Raw genomic sequence first — 23550 nt, forward strand, 5'->3', positions numbered from 1 at the left:
CATTCTGGTTTTATTTTACCGTAACTGCGTCAATCCTGCCGTTCGGCACAAGCGTTTATCCAAAATTTAAATAGGTTAGTTGCGGCCGCATCGGTCATCATTTCAGGGTGCCACTGGACGCCGAGTTGTAACCCGCCCGTCGTTTGCTCGATGGCCTCAATCACCTGATCATCAGCAACCGCCGTAACCTCAAAGCCAGGGGCGACTCGGCGAACGGCCTGGTGATGAAACGAATTAACGGCTAGCTGGTGCTCACCAACCGCGGTTGCCAACACCGAGTCCCGGCTGACCGCCACGTGGTGGATCCCGTACGCCGGCAATTGGCCCTGCATGTGTTTCAGCCGGCCCTGTTCACCCGGCATCGCACCAATGTCTTGATAGAGGGTGCCGCCGTGGCAAACGTTTAAAACTTGCATCCCGCGGCAAATGCCCAAAACTGGCTTTTGCTGGGCATGCACCGCCTTGATCAACGTCAGTTCGTAAGCGTCGCGCTGCGGGTCGATTGCTCCCAGCGCCGCCAGCGGTTCTTCGCCGTAAAATTGGGGATCAACGTCGTGACCACCGCATAGTAGCAAGCCGTCAACCAACTCGGCATAACGCGCAATGGTCGCCGGGTCGGTCGTCACCGGTAACACCAGCGGGGTGCCGCCATTCTTCGTCACCGACCGCAAGTAATCCCGGTTGACGTAATCACGTTGACGCCCCGGAAACATGGTGCTAGCAACCGTCAACGTCCCCGGTGCAATTCCAATCAGTGGTTGTTTCATCCGCTTTCGCTTCCTCTCAAAAAAAAAGCCCCGGTAACCAAGGTGGTCCCGGGGAAGTCCTTAATTGGTTATTATCTTAGAAGAATCTGACTAAAAGTCAACTGGCAAGCCGTTGGCGCAACGTTGCTGGTTTGACCAGAAAACCCGTGAGGTAGACGGCCAAGCCTAAGCTGAGCAGCACTAGTAGGGTTGTCCCGCCCACAAAGTCGATGCTTTGAAACTGGTAATAGGCCCAAATACCGACGAGCCACCAGGCAAAATTCAGCCAGTATGGCAACGTTGCGTGGCGAACAAAATAAGTCACAAAAATAATGGCGTAAAGCGGTGTAAACACGGAACCAATCAGCGATAGGAAGTTTTGGTAATAACTCATTGCGACCGTCAACGCGATGATCAAGCCGACGACCGTCACGCCGACCGCCAGCCATTTGACCCGCCGACTACCCGTTAAATTAGCGAGACTGGTTGCGGCGGAAAAGGTATCGAGAAACGTTGTCGTGACCGTTGAGAAGACGATGATCAACAGTGCGACCAAGCCGAGACCGGACTGCGTCAACAGGGCGGTTACGTCGTCGTGACCCGTGCGTAAAACAATTAGTAACCCGGTCATAAACATGGCGATACTCCCCACGAAGTAGCCGCCCGCACTGACTAGCGCGGCGGGTAGTGGTCGGTCGACCTGCTGGGTGTAGTCCCCGATTAACGGCAACCACGATAAGGCCATCGTGACGTTTAATTCCACGGCCTGGCCGAACGTTAACGCGGCGGCACTGCTTGCGTGCCCCGTTGCCGCCGGAGCCATGAAGACCAGCGCCAACATCAGTACCGCGCCCACGACGAGTAACCCCACGACCGCGTTATTGATTTTGAAGAGTAGCTGACTGCCCATTAGTAACCAGCCAATGATCAAAACGGCGACGATGGTGGCCATCAACCACGGTTGCTCAAAATGAAACAGTTGCCCGCTGATCCGGGTCATCGCCAGCTGGGCATTAACGATCATGACCGCCGTCCAGCCAACCAGTTGTAAGGCGTTCAATAGCGACGCCAAGCGGACGCCCCAGGAACCAAACGCCATCTCCGCGGTCCCGAGGGCGGACTGGTGGAGTTTCGCCCCCAGGTAACCAGCCGGCACCAGGAACAAGCCACAACCGATCAAGTGGCCGACCACGATGGCGGCCACTCCCCGTCCTAGTCCGAGCGGTGCTAACAACGCCCCGGTCAGGATTTCCGCAATCGAAATCGCGGCTCCTAGCCACAGTAAAAATTGACTACTAAATAAGTGTTTAGTTTGCATACTGACCTCCCGCCGCTTGCTGCATCGCGGTTACGGTCCGGGCAATGTCCGTACTTTTAGCAATCATTGAAATCACGGCGGAACCGGCCGCGCCGGTCTCCGTAACGTTAGCTAGTTGGGCTTCGGTAATCCCGCCAATCGCCACGATGGGCCGCTTGGCAACCCGGACCAGTTCTGTCAAACCAGCTAACCCGATGACCGGGTCAGCGTCAGCTTTAGAAGTCGTTGGAAAAATTGGTCCACTACCGATGTAGGCAATTCCCGCAATTTGATTGGCCACCTCAATTTCCGCAACCGTCGAACAGGACAGGCCCACGAACATTTTACCGCCGACCCGGTTCAATACCGTGGTGACCCGGTCATCCTTTTGGCCAACGTGGATGCCATCCGCTTCTAAAGCTAAGGCCAACTCAACGTCATCGTCCACGATAAACGGCACGTTGGCGGCGCGGCAGCGGTCGTGTAACCGTGCTCCCAGCGCCAAGCGTTCGGCCGCCGTTAACCGACTGGCCCCCTTATCGCGGTACTGAAAGGCAGTAATCCCACTATCCAGCGCCGTTTGAACCACGCTTTCCAAGTCCTGATCAGGAACGTCCTGAGTACCACACACAAAGTACGCGGCTAACTGTTCGCGTTGAAAACTAAGCGTCATGAACGGTCACCGCCTCACTTAACGCGGCCCAGTGATTGAGGGGTCCGTGGCCGTGGCCCACTTGGATGGTTTCCTGAATGGTACCGGTCACGTAGGCTTTCGCCGTTTTGATTGCGTCGGCAACCGAATGACCGGTGGCAAGTTCGGCGGTAATGCAAGCCGACAAGGTGTCGCCAGTGCCGTGGGTGCGGACAGTATCCGTCCGCGGGGCGGCCAACCAGAAGGCCGAGCCATCCGCTAACAACACGAAATCGTTAGCCATTGCCGGGTCGTCACCGTGGCCGCCCTTGATCATGACGTTTTTAGCCCCTAAGCGTTGTAGCGCGTGACCGGTGCGGACCATCCCGGCCTGATCGGTAATAGTTGTCGCCGTTAGCTTCTCGGCTTCCGGCAAGTTCGGTGTGACCACCGTTGCCAGTGGCACCAACTCATCACGGACGGTGGCAATCGCGTCTTCGGCTAATAGCGCGGCGCCGCCCTTAGCAATCATGACCGGATCGACCGTTAACGGGCCGAAGTCGTAGCGTTTTAAATTTTCAACGACGCAGTGGACGTGCTCGGCGTCCGCCAGCATCCCCGTTTTGCAGGCCCGGATTTTAAGGTCAGTTGCAAGCGACGCACACTGTTCGTCAACTAACTTCGGCGGCATCGCCATGAAGTCTTGGACCCCGAGCGTGTTTTGCGCCGTGACCGCGACTACGACCGCCGTGCCGAAAACGTGCCGCATCTGCATCGTTTTCAAATCGGCCATGACCCCGGCACCTCCGCCGCTGTCAGTTCCTGCAATGGTTAATACTTGTGGAAATTCATTCATAACTTCTGCACCCCTTATTCAATCTTCATCATCGTTTCAATTTCTGCCGGTGTGACCAAACTAAGCTTATCGATTAGGGCCACGGCAAAGGACGCCGGCCGACTAGCGGTCAGCTGTTGCGCCACCAATTCACCACTGGCGGCCAACACTAAACAGGCGGTCTGCGCCGCTTCAAAGTTATCGTTTCCGGTGGCTAGAAAGGCCGCCACCAGGCTGGATAACAAGTCGCCCGAACCCACGTGTTGTTGGAATAGCGGCGTCCCGTTATGCACCTGGGCGATCCGGGTGCCGTCCGTAATTACGTCGGTCGGTCCTGATAAAATCACGCAACAGTCAAACCGCTGCGCACAAGTTTGCGCGATGTGCACCAGATCCCCGTGACCAGCGCCGGCATCGATACCCTTGGCCTGCCAATCAAGCCCGGCCAGCGCCGCAATTTCACCGGCATTGCCGCGAATCACGTCCACGTGCAGGCTCGCCAGTAAATCGCGTGCTACCCGGTAACGGTACGGAATTGCGCCGACCGCGACCGGGTCTAGCACAACCGGTTTACCCGCCTGGTTCGCAAGCTTGCCCACGACCCGCATTTGGTTGATCTGCAACTCGGTCAGGGTTCCTAAATTAATGCAGACCGTCCCGGCAATCTGAACCATGGCGTCAGCCTCCTGGACCTCCGCCGACATGATTGGCGAAGCCCCCAGCGCGTTGAGCCCGTTAGCCACGTCGGCCACGGTCACAAAGTTGGCAATGTTAAGGACAATCGGGTTTTGGGCCCGTAACGTGGTCAATAACTTTAAATCCATCTTGATTTCCTCCTAATTGTTAGTGGCCCCGTTAATATAAAAACGACCACTGATCAACATGCATTGATCCAGTGGTCGCTAATTACTCAACGTGACACTTTCCCTACGCAAGTCTGAACTTACAGGTTCGAAGGGATCGGTACGCACAGCACCATCTCAGCCCATTTTTGGACACCCCTAGTGTTTGTAACTATTTAATTGACTAGTTTCAGTTTAGCGATTGTAACCGCTACCGTCAAGGCTGGAAACTAACTTTACGTTAACTAACCAAGCTGCCTCCATAACACCTTTTGTCCATCTTAAGTAACGTTTACCGCTATAATGGACTTAACCGATTAAGAAAAGAGTGACCTTTATGCAAGCCTTAGTTGTCCCTAATTCAACTTGTCATTCGCTGACCGAACTCGAGTGGCAGGAACGGCCAATGCCCACCATCAGCGCGGACGACGTGTTGATCAAACCGCAGGCCGTCGGGTTAAATCCCGTCGACTACAAAGTCTTTACCGGGCCCCACCCGGACTGGCAATATCCGCACACCTTAGGGCTAGACGTGGCCGGCATCATTGAAGCGGTTGGCGCTAACGTGCATAACTTCCGTCCCAGCCAACGGGTCTGTGGTCACGGCAACCTCGGTGTCGACGGTTGCTTTGCCGAATACGTTAGTTTCCCAGCCAACGCGTTGGCGGACATTCCGACGACCGTCAGCGTTACGACCGCCGCGGCCAGCCTCTGTGCCGGGTTAACGGCCTACCAAGCACTATACCGTAAGGCCAACCTCAACGCGGTCCGCACCGTCTTGATTCACGCCGGTGCTGGCGGCGTTGGCAGCATGGCGATTCAATTGGCTAAGCAGGCCGGCAAGACCGTGTATACCACCGTTTCGAAGCAGAAACAGGCCTTCGTCGCAAAATTACACCCCGACGCTCAAATCGACTACCGGACTGAGGACGTCGACACTCGGTTAACCGCCCTGACCAACCACCAGGGTGTCGACCTAGTCGTCAACACGATTGGCCATCCCGAGGCCGACTTAGCCCGGTTAGCCTATAACGGACAGCTCGTTTGCGTGTTAGACACGCCGGTCTTCCCAGCGGAACAAGCGATTACCGTCAGCAACCTCGACCTAGGGGGCGCCCACCGCAGCGGCAATCCCGCGCAGGTCGCCGACCTCGGCCAGATGGCGTTTGAACTCCTGGCACTGGTTGCCAAGGGCCAGGTTGACCCGCAAATCAGTACCGTCTTGACCCGCGACCAGTTAATTGCCGGGTTGCGTCAGCTTCAAGCCGACCAAGTTGTTGGTAAGCTAGTGGTAACGATGGATTAACCCGTACAAAAAACGACCCGGAAAATCAATCGATTTTCCGGGTCATTTTTTTAATCACACTTTAGGCAAAAGCTTCAACTTGTTGTTTCGTCAAGGTATCGTTCATCCGACCACTCCGGAAGCCACCTAAGTCTAAGGTAACGTAACGGAAGCCTAATGATTGTAATTGACGGTTGACGCGGTCATTGAAGACCAGGAAGTCGCCAATGCGGGCTTCTGGTAATTCGATGCGGGCAATGTCATCGTGGAAACGAACCCGAACCGTTGGGAAGCCAAGGCTGCGTAAGTACTTTTCAGCGGCCATCACTTGGGCGATGTTTTCATGAGTCAACGTCGTATTGTATGGGAAGCGGGAGGAAACGGAGCAAGAAGCAACCTTGTTCCAGTTCGTCAACCCTAGTTCTTGAGCCAAGGCCCGGACGTCAACTTTGAAGAAGTCGGCTTCTTGTAATAAGCTACGGGCGCCGGCTTCGGTCCGGGCTTTCAAACCTGGGCGGTAGTCGTTTTCGTCGTTCTTGATCATCCCGTCTAAGACCGCGTTGCTGCCGTTAGCAGCCGCCATGTCGTTTAAGCGGTTATAGAACATCTTCTTAGCAAAGTACCAGCTATCCGGCGTGTTTTGCTTGATGTGGTCGTCACTTAAGTAGTCCAAAGTCGTCGTTTCAACGGTTGCGCCTAATTCTTCGGCTAAACTAACGGCCTTGTCAAATTCTTCATCCGTAAATAATTCGGAGTTGGCAACGACGGCGGTCACGTTGGCTTGACCCAAAACGTTTAAAGCCATTTTCAAAACTAAGGTACTATCGATCCCACCAGAAAAGGCGACCGTGACCTTCTTTAAATCCTTCAATAAATTGGTTAACGTTGCTTTTTTTGCTGCTAATGTTGTCATTTGATTTGCCTTCTTTTTAAATTTTAATTACTTAATTAATGCCAAAAAATCCATTCATAAACCAAGCCGCAACCGCCGCCCCAACGAACGGTGCGATGCCGGGTACGATAATCCCGTATTGCCAGTCGCTATCGGCCTTGTTGGCAATCGGTAAAATGGCGTGGGCGATCCGCGGTCCCATATCCCGGGCGAGGTTCATCGCGAATCCGGTTGGACCCCCGAGTCCCATCCCGATGGCCCAGACGAGTAAGCTAACGCCAATCGGCACGATGCCGGGCGTCTTAATTTCAGAAATTGCTAAGATTCCGGAAATAAAGATAAAGGTGTCGAAGAATTCGACGAAGAAGTTGCGCGGTAAGTTCCGCACGGCCGGGGCCGTACAAAATAGGTTCCGAATCGTAATTGGTGAAATTTCACCCGTCGAAGCCTTGAAGTGGTCGGCGTACATAATCCAAACGATCACCGAGCCCACGACCCCGCCTAAAACTTCGGCGACGGAGTACGGAATAAAGCTACTCCACGGTAAGTTACCGAGGATGCATTGTGCTAACACCATCGCGGGGTTGATACAAACGTTCCCGAAAATAAATAGCGCGATACTGATCCCAAAACCCCAAGTCGTGATGGCAAAAATGTGACCGGAACCCCGGTACTTCGTTCCCTTTAGGACTGAACTGCAGTGGACCCCGACCCCGAAAATGATCATCAGGGCGGTCCCCATGAATTCAGCTAATAATTCATGTAACAAAAAACTAATCCTCCTCGTTCAATTGCGCAGCGGCAACGGTGGCCGCTTGATAAACCGTTCTTAACGGAATGTGAAACTGTTGCGCCAGACGCGCACAGTCCGCGTATTCCGGTGTCTGCTTCGTCACGCCGTCATAGGTCGCAACTTTTAGTTGAACCGCCCCGTAAGGCGTTTCGACCGTGATAAAGTGCCGTTTCATGATTGTCCGGTGCCACGTTTGGTAACGGACGCCAATCGTGCTGGTTTCTTTTAAAATCAGTTGGGTCAGCGCCCGTTTTTCCGCCACGTTGCCCAGCACCGTTAACTTGGTGGCTGGCCGGTTCTTCTTCATTTGAATCGGGGTGTAGAACACGTCGTAGGCGCCCGCTTCCAGCAGCACGTCCATTACGTAGCCGAGCCCCTCCCCGGTCTGGTCGTCCAAGTTTGCTTCGATCATCACCACGTCATCGGTCGTGCGGTTAACGACCTGATGACTTAGTTTTTTTTTTCGAACAGGACGGCCCGTAACGCGTTGAAACCACCGGTGTCCCGCTGGCCAAACCCGTAACCGACCTTCAACGGCGTCGCATTTTCCGGCAGCGGACCGAAGTCCTTAACCATCGTCTTAACGATGCCCATCCCGGTTGGCGTGATCAGTTCGGTATGGATGTCCAAACGCTGTTGAATCGGTACCCGACTGCCAACGCGCATCTGCATCACGGCTGGGACCGGCACCGGCATTTGACCGTGCGCGACGTTGATGAAGCCACTCCCGTCAGTTAACGGCGAAGCTTGGACTTCATCAATGTCCATTAATTCTAGTGCGACGCAACAACCAACGATATCCACGATGGAATCCAACGCCCCCACTTCGTGAAAGTGGACGTCAGCTAACGGCATGTGGTGAACCGTTGCTTCCGCCTGTGCGATTTCGGTAAAAATGGCTTCCGCGTGGGTTTTAACGTTGTCCGACAAGTCACTGGCGTGGATCAAGTCCAAAATATCGCTCAGGTGGCGGGCCGCACCGTGATGATGATGGTGCCCGTCTTGGTGATCATGCTGGTCATGGTCAGCGTGCGTTGCGTGGTCGGCAGCGGTATCCGCGTGGTGGTGGTCGGCGGCGTGGTGGTGTTCAACGAAGCCGTGGTCCTTACCACCGGCAACTTGGACGTCGAAACTCGTGCCGTAAATACTACTTTTAGCCAAGCGTTCGCGCGTCAGACGGTAACCTTTCACGTGTAGTTTTTCCAGCTCCGCTTTTAATTGGTCGAAGTCGAGGCCGAGATCCAGCATGGCGCCCAAAAACATGTCGCCACTAATACCGGAAAACGCGTCTAAATAAAGTGTTCGCATCTTGGATTCCTCTCTTGATTTAGTTATCTGAATTTTACAACTGGTTGATCATGCTAGCGGAGTAGGCCGCGCCAAAACCGTTGTCGATATTGACAACCGTAATGCCCGACGCACAACTATTCAGCATGGTCAGTAAGGCGGTCATCCCCTGGAAGTTGGTGCCGTAACCAATACTGGTCGGTACGGCGATCAACGGCTTGTTGATCAAACCGCCGACCACGCTGGCTAGCGCCCCTTCCATGCCGGCAATCACGATGACCACCCGCGCACCGCGGATAATGTCCAACTTGGCAAACAACCGGTGAATCCCGGCAACGCCAACGTCGTAGACCCGCTGAACGTGGTTGCCGAACGCTTCGGCCGTCACCGCCGCTTCTTCGGCAACCGGCTGGTCGGAAGTCCCGGCCGTGACGACGGCAATGTAGTCGTCGGTCTTGGGGGTCGGTAACTTCCCCACGGTCATGCACTGCGCCTTAGCGTGATAAACCGCGTCCGGCAGCGCCGGTTGTAAGGCGGCGTATTTTTCAGCCGACAGCCGGGTCGTCAAGATCGGCAACGTCTGGTTGGTCATCGCCTTAATGATGCCCGCGATTTGCGGCGCGGTTTTGCCGGCACCGTAGACGACTTCGGGGAAGCCGTTCCGCGTTTGCCGGCTTAAATCAACACTGGCAAAGCCCAGGTCGGCGGTTTGCGCCGCTTCTAGTTGTCCGGCGGCCGCCGCCGGGCTTAACGTCCCGGCCGCGACCCGTTGTAAAATTTCGTTGGTCGTTAGCGTTGCCATCTACTTGACGATAACGCCGAGGCCGTCCGGAACGACCGTAACTTTGGCATCCTGGCCTTCACGTTCGTAGGCTTTTTGCATGGCTTCTTCTAAGCTCGTTGCTAATTCCATGTGCATCCCGGTGACTAAGTCCGGATCAACTAAGTCTGAGACGAAAATAACGTGATGGTGCACTAAGATCCGGGCAAAAATTTGGGCGGTCCACTGGTCGGGTACCGTCTTTAAACGCGGCGTGTTAACGGCTTGATCCAAGAATTCCTTCGGGTCGTCAACGTCGGCTAAGTTATGGAAGAAGCCTTCGCCACCGTGACCATCGCGGGCACCGGCGACCATCACGATGGTGCCGCCTTCCTTGTTGGTTGCTTCGGCCGCGGTCATCCCCTTAACGGCCTGGTAAATATTTTGGTCTAACGGGTAACCACCGTTGGTTGAAATAGCGATGTCACACTTGATACCGTCAACACTGGAAAGGTCTTTAACAAAGTCACAACCGACTTTGTGAGCAGCTTCCATGTCACCGGCAAACGAGCCGATGATCTTCTTATCTTCGTCTAACACAACGTTGACGATGAAGGCCAACTTAGCCGTCCGGGCAGCGTAAACCATGTCCTTGTGAATTGGGTTGTGCATTAAGTTCCCGGTCCGCGCCTTTGGTGAGTTGATAAATTCACCGGAGTGGTTGGCCATGATGGTCTTGTAAGAAGCGACCCCCGGTAAAACGGACTTCCGCCCGCCAGAAAAGCCGGCGAAGAAGTGGGATTCAATGAACCCTTCTGAAATTAATAAGTCGGCTTCGGCCGCCACCTTATTGATAATGCAGTCACCACCGGAAGGCAGTTGACCGATTTTGACCATTGAACTGTCGTCAGTCGAAACGTGCATCACGATTTCTTCGTTATTAACGATGTCTTCACCATATTTATTAACCAGTTCTTCGTGGGTTGAAGGCCGGTGGAAACCGGTGGCAACTAAGATTCGAATCCGGGCATCAGGTGCCACGGAACGAATCCGCCGTAATAGGATTGGCGTAATAATGTGGGACGGTACCGGCCGGGTGTGATCGGAACTGATGATAACGATGTTCTTCTTGCCGGTTGCAAGTTCTTCTAATGAAGCGGACCCAATTGGGTTATCCAACGATTTTTCAACCGTTTCGCTCTCGGATAATTTGTTATGATATGTTGCAGCTTGTGAGACGAGTTTCCCCGCAAAGTTTTCATCGGGAACTTTCACGGTAATCGTCTTTTTGTCATATGGTAAATTGATAGCAACCATGACGTTTGAGCATCTTCTTTCTCGTAAACTAAAATTTTAACGTGCATGTTTTGTTATACTAAAGGTCGCATAAGTTGTCCATTACATTTTAAGTTTCCAAAAATAGTTAACAAATGTATACTTTAAATGCGATTGCTTCGATTACGAAAACCGCTATGCTTAGCAGAGTAACTATCGTGATTGAAGCTAAAAATTATCTCGTCATTCATTTTTAACCTCAAATCATTCACGAAAGAACTGAATTTTAAGATGGTACTAACTGATATTGAATTTTTATTGAGTTATTTGGAAGCCCACGACGTGCCAACGATCAAGAAGAAACGGCATACCTACCTGACTTACCACGGTTTGTCCGAACACTATACTTACGTTTTAAAAGAGGGCATTATCAAGAACAGCATCATTTTGCAGGACGGCCGTGAATTCAACCTTTCCTACATTGCTAAGCCCGACGTTATCTCACTGTTACGTGACGAAGTGTCGCGCTCGACCGACCAGCCGTTCAACGTCCGCATCGAATCCGAATACGCGACGTTTTACCAGGTCAACCGGGTCTCCTTTTGGAAGTACGTCAACAGCACCCCCGAATTACAAAACTACGTTAAGAATTACTACCGGAAAAAGTTGTCGGAAAACATTCTCCGGTTGCAACGCATGGTCATGAACGGTAAAAAGGGCGCCATTTGCTCTTTTATTTATAGTTTGGTGGACCTCTTCGGCCGTAAGGTGAGCGACGGCATCCTGATCGACTTCATCGTCACCAACGACGACATCGCCGGTTTTTGTGGCATTAGCTCCCGCAGTAGCGTTAACCGCATGCTCAAGGAACTCCGAACCGACGGGGTGCTGGCGGTCCGTAATCATAAATTCATTATTCAAGATATTAGTTACCTCTTAGATCAAATCGCAAACTAGTGAGGTGCTCATCCGTGCATATCCCGGATAATTATTTAAGTCCCGCTACCTGTGGGACGTTAGTAGTGGCCATGGCTCCCGTCTGGACCGTGTCCGTATTGACAGTCAAAGCGCAAGTCAAAAAACATCACGAAACGTTGCCAATGCTCGGCATTGCCGCGTCGTTAGCCTTTCTGATCATGATGTTTAACCTCCCGATTCCTGGCGGCACGACGGCCCACGCGGTCGGCGGCACGCTGTTAGCGGTGCTGATTGGGCCCTGGGCGGCCTGTTTGGCGCTCAGCGTAACCCTTTTATTACAAGCACTGCTCTTCGGTGACGGTGGAATCCTCGCTTTTGGGGCCAACGCCCTCAACATGGCCGTCATCATGCCGTTTGTCGGATACGGTTGCTACCGGCTGGGACAAAAGTTGCATCACGAAAAGATCGGTCTCGCAGTGGGCGCCTACCTCGGCATCAACGCCGCGGCGTTAATCGCCGGGGTTGAACTTGGCTTACAACCACTATTGGCTCATACGGCCAGTGGTGCGCCGTTATACTGCCCGTACGGTCTCAATATCGCCGTGCCCGCCATGCTCAGCGCCCACTTGCTAGTCGCCGGCTGGGTCGAACTCGTTTTCACCCTGCTGGTTTTTCAATTCGTCAAGCGGGTCGCCCCGACTAACTTGTACCAAACGCCGGTTAAAACCAACCGGCGGCCCTGGTTAGCGTTACTAGTCGGTCTAGCGATTCTCTCGCCGTTAGGGTTACTCGCCAGCAATACTGCTTGGGGGGAGTGGGATACAACTGAACTGACCCACTTACTCGCACAACAACATTTGAGTACTCAGGCACCCCAAGGCATGGTCCACGGCTTTCATTTTCAAGCCCTATTTAGCGACTACGCCATTGCGGGACTGCCCGTAAGTGTCGGCTATATTTTGTCCGCTTTATCCGCAATTTTAATTTTCTTACTCTTAATTCGAGGCCTTCAACATGGAACCGAAACAACCGACTAACTTGCCCGCCTGGTTGCAAGCGCCCGCGTCAACCACGAGCCACGCGACCAGGGTCACGTTCTGGCAACGTAATCAGCGCCACTTACGCGCCCTGCTACGGCGTCTGGCCCAGCCAGCGCCCGCGATTCAGCCCCGCTGGCACTTAGCCCCACAAATTAATTTAATTCGCTTATTATTATTAGTCCTACTAATTGCCCTGATTCAAAACGCGGTCCTACTTTGGTGTTTAGCGCTCCTGTTAGGCTTTCAACTCCTCTGGCTGCCACCCGGCCAGTTACGGCGTTTCGTACGGAGCTGGTTATTCAGTTCAGTCGTGGCCGTCATTATCGTGTTACCGAGTTACTGGTTAAACGGGCCGGCCACCCTACTATTTTTTAGCTTAAAAACGAGTTTGATGCTGGCCAACGCCCAGTATTACCGCTTAACCACACCGTTTCAGGACCTACTCAGCGGGCTAAAAAGCTTACACTTTCCCGACGTCTTGATCATGACGCTGGCAATTGCGGTGACTTACCTGCGGATGCTGGGCCAGCACTTACTACTGACCATGGAGGCCTTAGAAACGCGAACGGTCGCGCCCACCAAGCACCCCTACCGCCTAATCGGGGCAATGTTTGGCAACCTCTACCTCAAGAGCTACGCATACGCCCTCGAACTGTACGCCGCGATGGAAGCCCGCGGGTTCAACGGGCACTACGTTCGAAGTACCCCAACTCACAGTCATTGGCGCGACTACTTGTCGCTTAGTCCCGACTTACTCGTCTTAATCTTATTTGTGCTTTGGAGGCCTTGAAATGGCATTGATTAATTTAGTAAACCTTTGCTATGATTATCCTAATACCACGGGATTAGATCATTTAAATCTGACCATCAATGCCGGCGAATTTGTTTGCCTGATGGGTCCCAACGGTTCGGGTAAATCAACGCTAATGAAAATTTTAAGTGGCTTAGCGTCGCCTAAATCTGGCGATTACCAGTTAGACGGCCAGGCCATCACCGCCGCTTACTTAGCGGACGCTCAGCGGCGCCAACGCCTGCACCAAAAAATCGGCGTTGTCTTTCAAAATACCGACGTTCAACTGTTCAACACGTCGGTGGCGGAAGAAATCGCCTTTGGCCCCCGGCAACTCGGGCTATCGGCCGCGGCCATCGAACAGCGAGTCACGGACTGCTTGCAGTTAACCGACTGCGAAGCCCTGCGCGAGCGGGTGCCCTACCAACTTTCCGGTGGCGAAAAAAAACGCGTGGCGCTCGCTAGCGTCCTCGCGTTAAATCCCGAGATATTATTGTTGGATGAGCCGCTCAATGGTCTGACCATCGCCGCTCAACAACAAATTTTAACCTTACTACAACGGCTCCAATCCGCTGGCAAAACCATTATCATGGCGAGCCATAATTTCCAACAAGTTCAAGCCGTTGGCCAACGTTTTATTATTTTTAACAGTCTCCACCAAATTAGCGCCGACATGACGGCGGCTGACCTACAACGCCAGCCCGACCGCCAGACGCAGTTGATGACTTTATAATAAGGAGTTGAGAATATGATCAATCCTAACGATGGTACGATTCATCGTGGCTGGAATCGCCGGGTGATTACGGGTAAAACCTTAGCCGAATGCGACCAACGCCTCGAAAAGTACCTGAACGACCAAGACTACGGGTCGGGTGAATTCACGGTCTTACACGAAAGTGCTAGCCCCCGTGAAACCACCGGTTACGATTTGCCAAACGGCGACACCTGCTACATTAGTTTCTTGATTTACAATAGCCGGCTCTAAGCCCGCAAAAAGCGCCCCTGCTAGTAAGCTAGCGGGGCGCTTTGCTATTAGCAATGTTTCACGTGAAACATCGTCCTGGATTTTACTTAAACGTCAACGTGGTCTTCGGTTGTCCCAAACCAGCATCAACGAAGAGGTCGGTCACTTTTAATTCAAAAACCACCAAGGTTGAGCCAATGGCGTCCCAAACTTGTTGATAATTCGGAATCGTTTCGAGGTAGCGCGGCAATAAGTCAGCCATGGTCTTGTCAGACCGGGTCAAATGCACGTGTTGCGCCCGCAAATACGGATTCCCGGGGGTGCCGTCGTTTGGCACGGTGATGAACGCTACGTCCGGGTCTTGGTCGTAAACCTTGATACCGGCACTCGTTTTAACCGATGAGAAGAACAACGTATCCGGCTGTTCCTCATACCAAACAAAGTTGACGATTTTAACGTCGGCTTCACCATTAACGGCCGTACTGAGCGCAATTTTATTTGACGTGGCGGCAACTTGTTTTAATAACGAAATATCCATGACTGACGAACCCCTTTATTAATAATTTGATGGTTTAATTATACCGCAAGTCACTATCATTTGGGGAACGTACGTTTGAATTTAATGGTTTAAAAATTCCAGTTACCCATCACAAGTGGTAAGCTGATAATCATAAGATCAACTTGAAAGAAGGGCTCACTACGAAAATCATCATCGCACCCGCCAAGAAAATGGTAATCGACCAGGATAGTTTTCCGGTCGAAACCGCACCACAGTACTTAGAACAAGCCCGGCAACTTTTAACGGTCCTTCGTCAGCTAAGCTACGAGCAGGCCCACCAACTTTGGCATTGCAGTGATAAGCTGGCACAAACGAACTACCAGTGGCTGCAAGAACTCGACTTAGACCGGCAGTTAACTCCAGCCCTATTAAGCTATAGTGGTATTCAGTACCGCTACATGGCCCCGGACGTTTTCACCCAGCCGGCGTTGGATTACGTTCGTCAGAATTTACGAATTCTGTCCGGCTTTTACGGTATTTTACGCCCGTTCGACGGAATCGTTCCCTACCGTTTAGAAATGCAGGCCCGTTTAGCCGTGGGTCCGGCGACTAACTTGTATCAATTTTGGGGGCGGCAACTATACGACGCTCTAACGCCACAACCCGAACCAATCGTTAATCTGGCTTCGCTAGAGTACGCTAAAACGATTCGGCCCTACCTCGCTCCCGACCAGCCGATGATCGACATCGTCTTTGCTAGTTGGGTCAACGGGAAGCTCAAAACCAAGGCGACCTTAGCAAAAATGGCCCGCGGGGAAATGGTCCGTTTCCTAGCCGAACACCAAGTAGCTGACGTTAAGGGGATTCAGGCGTTTGACCACCCCGACTACCAGTTTGACGCTGAACGGTCAACGGCCGACCGCTTTGTCTTTATTTATCAAAAATAACCTCGATTGTCTAAAAAACCAGTTAGCCGTCCTGCTAACTGGTTTTTTGGCAATCAAATATTTCCCGGGAAATATTTCCCATCCTAATCATTTTCCGCTAACCACTTTTCTAGCCGCGCCAAGTACGCCGTGGGTTCATCGATAAACGCCATGTGGCGACTATGCGGAAATAATGTCCACTGTGCGTTTGGTAAGTGGTCGACCATCGTCTTAGCGACCAACGGCGTACACAGATCGTTAGTCCCGCTAGTCACTAACGTCGGTTGTTGTATCAACCGTAACCGGTCCGTGTAATCATAATCGGCTAAGGTCCCACTCGGCACGTATTCGTTGGGTCCCCAGGCAACGTTGTAGGCGGTCGTCCCCGCCTGTTTAGGGCGGCGCAGATACTCGGGGTCACTGGCCGTTACTGGTCCGGCGGCGTGTCGCTGCATAAACCGCTCGTTAGCGGCTAAGTACGCAGGTGACGTAAAGTCCCGTTGCCGTTCCGCTTGTGCAATCGCCGCTTGGTCCGCTGGTGCCATAAATTGAATCAGCCGGTGTTGTTCCTGAGCCCACAACTTAGCCGACGACAACGTGCTCGCTAAAATTAAGCTTTGGATGCCCTGAGGTTGACTGTCGCACAGGTAAATAATCGCAAGCATCCCGCCCCACGATTGTCCGAGTAAGTGCACTTGGTTCAATCCTAAATAATCACGTAAAGCTGCGAGTTCCGCGACCCAGGTCTCGGCCCGCCACAGCTCGGGTTGGTTCGGTATTGACGAGCGCCCACAGCCTAATTGATCGTACATCACTACTTGCCGCCCGGTTTGGGCAGCGAGCGCGTCAAAGGCTTCAAAGTAATTATGGGTTGAGCCCGGACCGCCGTGTAAGAGTAATAACGGGGCTTGCTCCAATCGGCGGTGACCCACGACGCGGTAATAAGTTTTAAAGCCACGAAACGGCAAATAACCTTCCTTGATTTCCATTCATTCAGGACCCCATTTCTTTTTGTGAATTCAATTAATATTCTACGCTAAATTTTGCGAAAGCGCTTTACATTATAAGGGCGAAAACGGCACTTTATATCCAATTTCGTTCATTTAGATTAAGAATCTTACGTATTTTAAATATACGGCTTAAAAAAGAAAACCCTAACCTTTCTCTAATGAAATTCAAATGACACGACTCGTGCTGGCGCTATAATGGAGTCGAAAAGTAATCAGAAAAGGGTGAATAATGATGGTATTGAGTATTATTACAGTATTAGGAATGGGATTAATTGCAGCAACGGGTGCTCACTTTGTTAGCGGGGCTCGTGCAATGCAAGCGGGGACGCATAACCACCATTATGCAAAGATGCCCGCAAACCTCCACCAAATCGATTTTATGTAATCAAATGATTCGTTCCGGGTCACGACAATTAGTTGTGACCCGGATTTTTTTATGCCGTTTGTCATTGCAGCGATTTTTTTCCAAGCGTATCATAAATAATGTTGAAAAAAATTCTGTACCGTCAAGTCACGCCTGTCGACGAGCGACCGTTCAGATAAGGAGTGACTTTAATTGAATGATTTGTTTGAAAAGGCCCCGATTCCGAAGGCCTACATGCAGCTGGCCCTCCCAGTTGTTTTAGGGATGGTCGCCAGCATGGTTTACAATTTAGCCGATACCTTTTTCGTTGCCAAGACTGGTAACGCCAACTTAGTGGCCGGTATCGCCCTGGGGAGCCCGCTCTTCTCGTTCATGTTAGCCGTGGGCGATATTTTCGGCTTAGGCGGCAGTGCCGTGATTTCGCGAGCCCTAGGACGCCACGATTATCAGCAAAGTGCCCGCGTCAGCAGTTTTTGCTTTTACATTGCCATCGTGCTGAGCTTGGTTTTAACGGCGCTGCTCTTAGCCTTTGAAGCCCCGATTTTAAACTTGCTCGGGGCAACCGCCGCGACCCGGCCCTACATCGCCGATTTTTACCGGGTATTGGTTTTGGGCTCGACCTTTATCATCGTTTCACTAGTCCCCGGCAACATTATTCGGACCGAGGGCTTGGCACAATTTTCAATGATTGCCACCATTAGCGGGACCGTCCTCACAATTATCCTAGACCCGATCTTTATTTTTATCCTGCACTGGGGGGCTGCCGGGGTCGCGTTCGCTAACGTTCTCGGTTACGCGGTCAATACCGGCCTGTTAGTCGTCTTCATGCACCGTGCTAAAGCTTTATCGTTGGCACCCAAGCTGGCCCACATTTCGGGGCCCGCCTTTAAAGACGTCGTAGCAGTCGGCATTCCGGCGTCACTAACTAACCTGACCCAGAGTTTCGGCATCATGTTACTCAACGTTTACCTGGCTAGCTACGGGGCGCAGGCGGTCGCGGCGATGGGAATCGTCCAAAAAATCTACTTAGTCGTGATGATGGTGATGGTCGGCTTTGCCTTTGGCGCACAACCACTTGTCGGCTACAACTACGGCGCCAAAAAGTGGCCGCGCCTCGGCGCAATTCTACGCTACGACTTTAAAGTTGAAGCGTTGTACGCGTCCGGCTGTGCCATTATTCTAATGATCTTTGCCCCGCAATTAATTAAATTATTTATGAGCCAACCAGCCATCGTTTCGATGGGAACCTTGATGCTCCGGGCAATGTTGATTACCACCCCGTTAGTTGGTTTTATCTTGGTCTATACGACCGTCTTCCAATCGGTCGGGGCCGCCGTCAGTGCGCTGATTATGGCCCTGTCCCGCCAAGCCGTCCTACTGGGATTAGCCATCGTTATCCTAGCGCAGTTGTTTGGCCTGCACGGGATCGTTTGGGCCCAAGCGGTCGCCGACGTCCTCACTTGCTTAATCGGTTGGGGCTTGTACCGACAGGCGTTTCGCAACGTTGATTTTAAATAATGCCAATCAAAAAGGCTAGCCACGGCACGTGACTAGCTCTTTTTGATGCACTAAATTCAATTATAACGATGCGATTCCCAATAAACCGGCAATCGTCGCCGCTAAGGTCAGAATAATGATAATCCCGATAAACGAAATCACGAAGCCCGCGATGGCAAAGCCACGTGGCTGCTTAAATAATCCAATGATCGAGAACAGTGCGCCCAGGAACCAAATAAACCAGTCCAAAAACGGAATAACCGACGTAAATAACGCGATCACGGCTAAGATAAAGCCCGCTAATCCCATGCCGTTCGTCGGCTGAGCGGTTTGCTGAATGTAGACCGTGTTGCCCTGAGCAGGTTGGGCGGCAGTCGCCTGACTATTCGGTTGGGTCGCAGCTACCGCGGCCGACGTTGGTCCGGTTGCATCCGTCTGGTTACTCCCCATCTGGTTGACCGAATCCACGGTATTTTTGGTCAGGTGGCGTAACTTCTGTTCGAAGCCGCTTGCGGCCGTACCGGTCGTCCAGGCCGCACTGTAAAGCCAAACTAGCACGGCGATGGCGGCGATGACGCCCAACCAAACGTTGTAAAACATTGACCGGGTAATTAACGTGAACAATAAAAGACCAATAACGATAATAATTGCAGTTGCCCAGTTATTCGTTACCCAGCTGATCATCGCATCGATGCGAGCGGAAAAGTCGCCACCCTTCGCTTGTTGCCGGCTTGCAGCTTGCGGCGCTGTTTTGGGTTGGCCGGCGTCAGCCGTTTGCTTGGCCCCGGCTCGGCTAGTGGCCGCCGTTAATTGGTAGCCACATTTCGCACAAAACTTAACGCCCGGCTGCAACTCAGCGCCACAGTTAGGACAAAATTTCGGTGATTCCATTCAATTCTCCCTCTTTCTTGTAGAAAAAAATGATGTTACGCATTCATCATAGCATAAATATTAACTCATTAAACCATCAATCGGGTAACGGTTAGCGACGCCGGCGCGGCTGCCGCATTCCCAAAACGTTTGGCATAATCACCGCCGCAATAATAATTAGGACGCCGAGTATTTGAACCCAATCGACGGTTTCACCCAGCAAGCCAAAGGCGATCACGATCGACGCCGGTAATTCTAGTGACGATAAAATAGGACCAATGCCGAGTTCCAAGTACGGCATAAAAATCGAGTAAGCCACCAGCGGGAAAACCATCGAGAAAATGGCAATCAGCACGCCCCACTTCACCGTAGCAACCGTCGTCGGCGCACTCACAATTTGCGGTGCCCAAACTAGCGTAATCAAGAGGAAGGCGCCCAGGCAGAGTAGCCAGGTTTTCGATAACGGATCGAGGTTATTCCCCAAGCTGGCCGTAAATTGCATCGTGCAGGCGTAGGAACAAGCGGCTAGGAAACTAAATAGCAACCCTAACGGCGATAGCGCCTGGGTAATCGGAAATAATCCGGCGGCCAGAACCGTCCCAGCGAGCACTAAAATAATGCTGACGACCTGTAAGCGCGAGGGTAAACGCCGGTGAACCACGGCGCCCAGTAACGTTGACAACCAGACGGCCTGCATCAGCATGACGGCCGCCACCGCCACCGGTACCAATTTGAGGGCCTGAATATAAAACGTGTTGGTAAAGCCCGACGCGGTCCCCGCCGCAATCAGCAGCCAAATTTGTTTCCAAGTGGTTGCTTGGCGGTGCAGCCACTTCCCGCGGAACGCCTGAATCACACCTAGAATGACGACGGCACTCAAAAACGACCAGAATAATAACGGACCGTTAACGACCCCCTGCACCCGCGCAATCTTAAATAACGAGGCCGGCACGCCAAAGCTAATGGCGCCTAAGCCGACAAAAATTGGTGCTAACTTTTTCACAACAAACCACCCTTTTATTCAATCTCATGCTATCGTAGCACGCTTTTTGGCCAAAATAAAAGTCGGTCACGACCGACTTTTACCTTTAATGATCAGTTTTCGCGGCTAATTCCGCCGCCGAATAGCGATAAGCCACGTGGGCCGCAGCCGGTACCTGGTCCCAAGCAACCGGGTAACCGGCACCGTGGGCACAAAAGACCGAATCCGGCGTATTTTCAAGGTCAGCGACCGGTTGGTAAGCCTTGGCCGCTACGACCGCCGCCGTATCGTGGCAAGCTTGGTAGCCGCTGACCACGCATTCCAACTGTCCCTGGCCGTGGGTGTAGGCGCGGACTTCCTGGGCATAATCGCGCATCGTCGCGACCGGCGCCGTCCCGGTGATCACCGTTAACGGCTGACCGTTCGTCGTGACCCCACCGGCAACTGGCGGCTCAAACTCACCGTGCATCCGTTGAATGTCGGTCATGGCGCGACCGACCTGCTCCTGGCCAACTTCCAGGTGGAAACGATACCACGGTTCCAACAATTCGCAGCCACCGCGAGTCCTGAGCATCATCAGGCCCTGACGTAACGCCCGCCACGTGGCCTCACGAAAATCACCACCGACCGAATGGACGATACTGGCGCGACCGGTCACTAAGGTGATTTTTACGTCGGTTAGTGGTGCGCCGACCAGGACCCCGCGTTGTTCCTTAGCCTTCAAATTAGCTAAAACCTGGTGCTGCCAATTTTTACCCAGCACTTCTAGTGAACAGTCGGCCGCAACCGTTAAACCACTGCCCCGCGGTTGCGGTTCGATCAAAAGGTGCACCTCGGCGTAGTGCCGTAACGGTTCAAAGTGACCGACACCTTCTACGGCCTGGGTGACCGTTTCTTGGTACAAAATACTGCCGGCCCCAAACGCCACGTTCAGGTGAAAGCGGTCGCTAAGCAGTTGTTTTAAGACTTCCAACTGTATCTTACCCATCACTTGTACCCGAATCTCTTGCAAGTGTTGTGACCAGGCCACGTTTAATTGCGGATCTTCGTCTTCCAGTTCGCGTAACGCCGCTAAGCAGGCGTGTAAGTCTTCGGCTAACGGATCGACCGCGTAAGTTAAAACCGGTTGTAAGCTGGGCCGTTGCCCGTCCGGCGCCGCACCAATGCCTTGGCCCGGAGCAGTCCCAGTTAGTCCAGGAACCACACAAATTTCTCCCGCGTGAATTTCCGAACTGGTGGCATAGCGCGTGCCGTTGTACTGCCGGAGCTGGTTCACCTTTTGGTCCGGCAACAACTCGTCTTTAGGTTCTAGGTCCCCACCAGTCAGTCGCAACCAGGTCAGCCGTTCCCCCTGCTCATCGTGGGTAATTTTAAAAACCTTTGCACCAAATTCAGCCGTTGTTTCCGCGGGAGTACTCCAGCGTTGGATCCCCGCCATTAACGCGTCGACCCCCTGTAACTTCAGGGCGGCCCCAAAGTATACCGGGAAGAGTTCACGTTGCTTGATCATTTGGCGAACGGTCTTACTCGGCAAGTTTCCTTCATCTAAGTAAGCCGTCAAAACGTCGTCGTTTAACGTCGCCACGTCTTCGACTACGTCCGCCGGTAACTCGGCCCCGGCCACCGCCGTACCGTCGAAATCATTAAACGGGAGGCAGCCCGGCGCGAGTACCGTTTGCAACTGTTTCAACATTGCCGCGCCGTTTGCCACCACGGCATCCATTTTGTTCACAAAAATAAAAGTTGGGACGTGGTAACGCGCTAATAATCGCCATAACGTCCGCGTATACCCCTGCACGCCGTCGGTCGCCGAAACGACTAAAATGGCGTAGTCCAAAACGCTGAGGACTTGCTCCGTCTGGCTGGCAAAGTCGACGTGGCCCGGCGTATCCAACAAGTTCAGCGTCACGTCCCCCAACATCAAGTTGGCCTGGTGCGAAAAAATCGTGATGCCGCGCTGCTTTTCTAAGTCATCGGTGTCCAGAAACGAATCGCCGTTATCGACCCGCCCTAACTTACGTAACGCTCCCGAACGGTAAAGGAGCGCTTCAGACAGCGTCGTTTTTCCGGCATCGACGTGGGCAACGATTCCCGTTACGATGTGTTTCATGTCAGTTCCCCCGAATCTTTTTAATCAATAGTTTCTAGTATACCGGTTATCCGGGACAAATGGGAAATCCGGGTTTGCGACCGCGCAACGCACAAGGGGCTGCGACTAATGTCGCAGCCCCTTGTGTTTCTCCGAATATTGTCAGTCGAAACGTGCGCCAAAAGTCAGCTGGCTCCGCTTAACCCCGTAAGTCCAACAATCCAAGCCCAGGATTATTCGCCTTACGCCGTTATGCTCACCAGCTAACCGACTTTTGTCACACTCTCCTTACAACAACATTAATTAAGCGTAAAACCGACTAAACGCGGTCTCTAAATCGTCCATCCCATTTTTGACGGCTTGGTCAACATCAACGCCCTGGGTCTGGGTGCCTTGGATCCGCACCATTTCAAAGGCGTCAAAGCCCATGATTTCGCGGAACATCTTGTCGAGGTACAGCCGTGAGAATTCCATCGGGGTGTAACGGTCGTCACGGGTATAGACCGAGCCGCTCGCCTGCAATAACATCACCCGGTAGTCGTCGGTCATCAACCCGACCGACCCGTTTTCCGTGTAACGGAAGGTTTCACGGGCCACGAGGATGTTATCCACGTAATCCTTCATTTTCGCCGTCACGTTAAAGTTATGCAAGGGGCTGGCAATGACAATCCGATGGTGGCTCTTAAATTGTTCTAACAACTGGTGATTACGCGCCAACGCATGTTGCTGACTCGGGGTCAAACTCACGTGAGCGGCTTGGTTATTCCAAGCCCCCAGTAACTCGGTTAGCGTCAATTGGGGAATTTCGGTATCGTACAAGTTCAACACGTCAACGGTGTCATTGGGAAACGCCGCCCGAAACTTAGCCAAAAAGGCTTGTTCTAATTGCACGGAATAGTGGGCTGCATTGCGGAAATCTGGGTGCGCATTAATCAGTAATGTTTTCATAAATAATAAC

Annotated in this window: 25 protein-coding genes and 1 riboswitch; of the genes, 8 read left to right on the forward strand and 17 right to left on the reverse strand. The window is 52.6% G+C overall.

What is annotated here, in order from left to right; all coding sequences use genetic code 11:
* Positions 1 to 29: 29 nt before the first annotated feature.
* The 5 genes from FFM82_RS01795 to thiM all read right to left on the reverse strand — a co-directional run bounded on the left by FFM82_RS01795 (position 30) and on the right by thiM (position 4333).
* Entirely contained in the window at positions 30 to 767 is a 738-nt protein-coding gene (locus FFM82_RS01795) for a gamma-glutamyl-gamma-aminobutyrate hydrolase family protein (protein ID WP_137644159.1), read from the reverse strand.
* 97 nt (positions 768 to 864) lie between these two features.
* Positions 865 to 2064, reverse strand: a complete 1200-nt coding sequence (gene cytX, locus FFM82_RS01800) for a putative hydroxymethylpyrimidine transporter CytX (RefSeq protein WP_137644160.1) — start codon at positions 2062 to 2064, stop codon at positions 865 to 867.
* Positions 2054 to 2716 (reverse strand): thiamine phosphate synthase, encoded by a 663-nt coding sequence (gene thiE, locus FFM82_RS01805; RefSeq protein ID WP_137644161.1) that lies wholly within the window; start codon positions 2714 to 2716, stop codon positions 2054 to 2056. Before thiE ends, cytX begins: the two co-directional genes overlap by 11 nt.
* Positions 2706 to 3530 carry a bifunctional hydroxymethylpyrimidine kinase/phosphomethylpyrimidine kinase gene (gene thiD, locus FFM82_RS01810; RefSeq protein ID WP_137644162.1) on the reverse strand — a complete coding sequence of 275 codons (825 nt, stop codon included), beginning with the start codon at positions 3528 to 3530 and terminating at the stop codon, positions 2706 to 2708. Before thiD ends, thiE begins: the two co-directional genes overlap by 11 nt.
* Positions 3531 to 3544: 14 nt before the next feature.
* Complete coding sequence (thiM, locus tag FFM82_RS01815; protein WP_137644163.1) at positions 3545 to 4333, reverse strand: hydroxyethylthiazole kinase; 789 nt, start codon at positions 4331 to 4333, stop codon at positions 3545 to 3547.
* An 82-nt stretch (positions 4334 to 4415) separates the two neighbouring features.
* Positions 4416 to 4522, reverse strand: a riboswitch (TPP riboswitch).
* Positions 4523 to 4688: 166 nt separating this feature from the next.
* Between thiM and FFM82_RS01820 the strand changes: the two genes are divergently transcribed.
* A complete protein-coding gene (locus tag FFM82_RS01820; protein WP_137644164.1) occupies positions 4689 to 5657 on the forward strand; it encodes a zinc-binding dehydrogenase in 969 nt (322 codons plus the stop codon).
* Positions 5658 to 5718: 61 nt separating this feature from the next.
* Here FFM82_RS01820 and larE read toward each other — a convergent pair whose 3' ends face one another.
* The 6 genes from larE to larA are packed head-to-tail and all read right to left on the reverse strand — an operon-like array spanning position 5719 to position 10685.
* Positions 5719 to 6549: an ATP-dependent sacrificial sulfur transferase LarE gene (gene larE, locus FFM82_RS01825; protein ID WP_137644165.1), complete on the reverse strand. Its 831-nt coding sequence runs from the start codon at positions 6547 to 6549 to the stop codon at positions 5719 to 5721.
* Between the two features lie 31 nt (positions 6550 to 6580).
* Entirely contained in the window at positions 6581 to 7297 is a 717-nt protein-coding gene (gene larD, locus FFM82_RS01830) for a D/L-lactic acid transporter LarD (RefSeq protein ID WP_137644166.1), read from the reverse strand.
* Between the two features lie 4 nt (positions 7298 to 7301).
* Positions 7302 to 7733, reverse strand: coding sequence for a nickel pincer cofactor biosynthesis protein LarC2 (gene larC2, locus FFM82_RS13830; RefSeq protein ID WP_137644167.1), 432 nt, complete (start codon positions 7731 to 7733; stop codon positions 7302 to 7304).
* Positions 7734 to 7771: 38 nt separating this feature from the next.
* Complete coding sequence (gene larC / locus FFM82_RS13835; protein ID WP_137644168.1) at positions 7772 to 8629, reverse strand: nickel pincer cofactor biosynthesis protein LarC; 858 nt, start codon at positions 8627 to 8629, stop codon at positions 7772 to 7774.
* A gap of 34 nt (positions 8630 to 8663) precedes the next feature.
* Positions 8664 to 9410 carry a nickel pincer cofactor biosynthesis protein LarB gene (gene larB, locus FFM82_RS01845; protein WP_137644169.1) on the reverse strand — a complete coding sequence of 249 codons (747 nt, stop codon included), beginning with the start codon at positions 9408 to 9410 and terminating at the stop codon, positions 8664 to 8666.
* Positions 9411 to 10685 carry a nickel-dependent lactate racemase gene (larA, locus tag FFM82_RS01850; RefSeq protein WP_137644170.1) on the reverse strand — a complete coding sequence of 425 codons (1275 nt, stop codon included), beginning with the start codon at positions 10683 to 10685 and terminating at the stop codon, positions 9411 to 9413.
* A gap of 249 nt (positions 10686 to 10934) precedes the next feature.
* Here larA and FFM82_RS01855 point away from each other — a divergent pair, with 249 nt between their 5' ends.
* The 5 genes from FFM82_RS01855 to FFM82_RS01875 are packed head-to-tail and all read left to right on the forward strand — an operon-like array spanning position 10935 to position 14376.
* Complete coding sequence (locus FFM82_RS01855) at positions 10935 to 11600, forward strand: Crp/Fnr family transcriptional regulator (RefSeq protein ID WP_137644171.1); 666 nt, start codon at positions 10935 to 10937, stop codon at positions 11598 to 11600.
* A 14-nt stretch (positions 11601 to 11614) separates the two neighbouring features.
* Positions 11615 to 12598: a cobalt transporter CbiM gene (cbiM, locus tag FFM82_RS01860; RefSeq protein WP_137644172.1), complete on the forward strand. Its 984-nt coding sequence runs from the start codon at positions 11615 to 11617 to the stop codon at positions 12596 to 12598.
* A complete protein-coding gene (locus FFM82_RS01865) occupies positions 12576 to 13391 on the forward strand; it encodes an energy-coupling factor transporter transmembrane component T (RefSeq protein ID WP_137644173.1) in 816 nt (271 codons plus the stop codon). The genes cbiM and FFM82_RS01865 overlap by 23 nt, the downstream gene beginning before the upstream one ends.
* 1 nt (position 13392) lies before the next feature.
* The gene (locus tag FFM82_RS01870; RefSeq protein WP_170178173.1) at positions 13393 to 14124 is read left to right on the forward strand and encodes an energy-coupling factor ABC transporter ATP-binding protein; all 732 of its coding nucleotides are present in this window, start codon (positions 13393 to 13395) and stop codon (positions 14122 to 14124) included.
* Positions 14125 to 14139: 15 nt separating this feature from the next.
* Positions 14140 to 14376, forward strand: a complete 237-nt coding sequence (locus FFM82_RS01875) for a hypothetical protein (RefSeq protein WP_137644174.1) — start codon at positions 14140 to 14142, stop codon at positions 14374 to 14376.
* 82 nt (positions 14377 to 14458) lie between these two features.
* Here the strand turns inward: FFM82_RS01875 and FFM82_RS01880 are convergent, their stop codons facing one another.
* Entirely contained in the window at positions 14459 to 14893 is a 435-nt protein-coding gene (locus tag FFM82_RS01880) for a pyridoxamine 5'-phosphate oxidase (RefSeq protein WP_137644175.1), read from the reverse strand.
* 143 nt (positions 14894 to 15036) lie between these two features.
* Between FFM82_RS01880 and yaaA the strand changes: the two genes are divergently transcribed.
* Positions 15037 to 15801, forward strand: coding sequence for a peroxide stress protein YaaA (gene yaaA / locus FFM82_RS01885; RefSeq protein ID WP_225425575.1), 765 nt, complete (start codon positions 15037 to 15039; stop codon positions 15799 to 15801).
* 83 nt (positions 15802 to 15884) lie between these two features.
* Here the strand turns inward: yaaA and pepI are convergent, their stop codons facing one another.
* Positions 15885 to 16769, reverse strand: a complete 885-nt coding sequence (gene pepI, locus FFM82_RS01890) for a proline iminopeptidase (protein WP_137644176.1) — start codon at positions 16767 to 16769, stop codon at positions 15885 to 15887.
* Between the two features lie 577 nt (positions 16770 to 17346).
* Between pepI and FFM82_RS01895 the strand changes: the two genes are divergently transcribed.
* A complete protein-coding gene (locus tag FFM82_RS01895) occupies positions 17347 to 18672 on the forward strand; it encodes an MATE family efflux transporter (RefSeq protein WP_137644177.1) in 1326 nt (441 codons plus the stop codon).
* 60 nt (positions 18673 to 18732) lie between these two features.
* On the opposite strand, the gene FFM82_RS01900 is transcribed toward FFM82_RS01895, so the two are convergent.
* From FFM82_RS01900 to FFM82_RS01915, 4 genes are all read right to left on the reverse strand, one after another.
* Entirely contained in the window at positions 18733 to 19542 is an 810-nt protein-coding gene (locus FFM82_RS01900) for a zinc-ribbon domain-containing protein (protein ID WP_137644178.1), read from the reverse strand.
* Between the two features lie 91 nt (positions 19543 to 19633).
* The gene (locus FFM82_RS01905; RefSeq protein ID WP_137644179.1) at positions 19634 to 20524 is read right to left on the reverse strand and encodes an EamA family transporter; all 891 of its coding nucleotides are present in this window, start codon (positions 20522 to 20524) and stop codon (positions 19634 to 19636) included.
* A gap of 85 nt (positions 20525 to 20609) precedes the next feature.
* Positions 20610 to 22613: an elongation factor G gene (locus tag FFM82_RS01910; RefSeq protein WP_137644180.1), complete on the reverse strand. Its 2004-nt coding sequence runs from the start codon at positions 22611 to 22613 to the stop codon at positions 20610 to 20612.
* Positions 22614 to 22895: 282 nt separating this feature from the next.
* Positions 22896 to 23540 (reverse strand): FMN-dependent NADH-azoreductase, encoded by a 645-nt coding sequence (locus tag FFM82_RS01915; RefSeq protein ID WP_137644181.1) that lies wholly within the window; start codon positions 23538 to 23540, stop codon positions 22896 to 22898.
* Positions 23541 to 23550 lie beyond the last annotated feature (10 nt).

Origin of the sequence: Lactiplantibacillus plajomi (genome assembly GCF_005405405.1) — a bacterium.
In the GTDB taxonomy this organism is placed as follows: domain Bacteria; phylum Bacillota; class Bacilli; order Lactobacillales; family Lactobacillaceae; genus Lactiplantibacillus; species Lactiplantibacillus plajomi.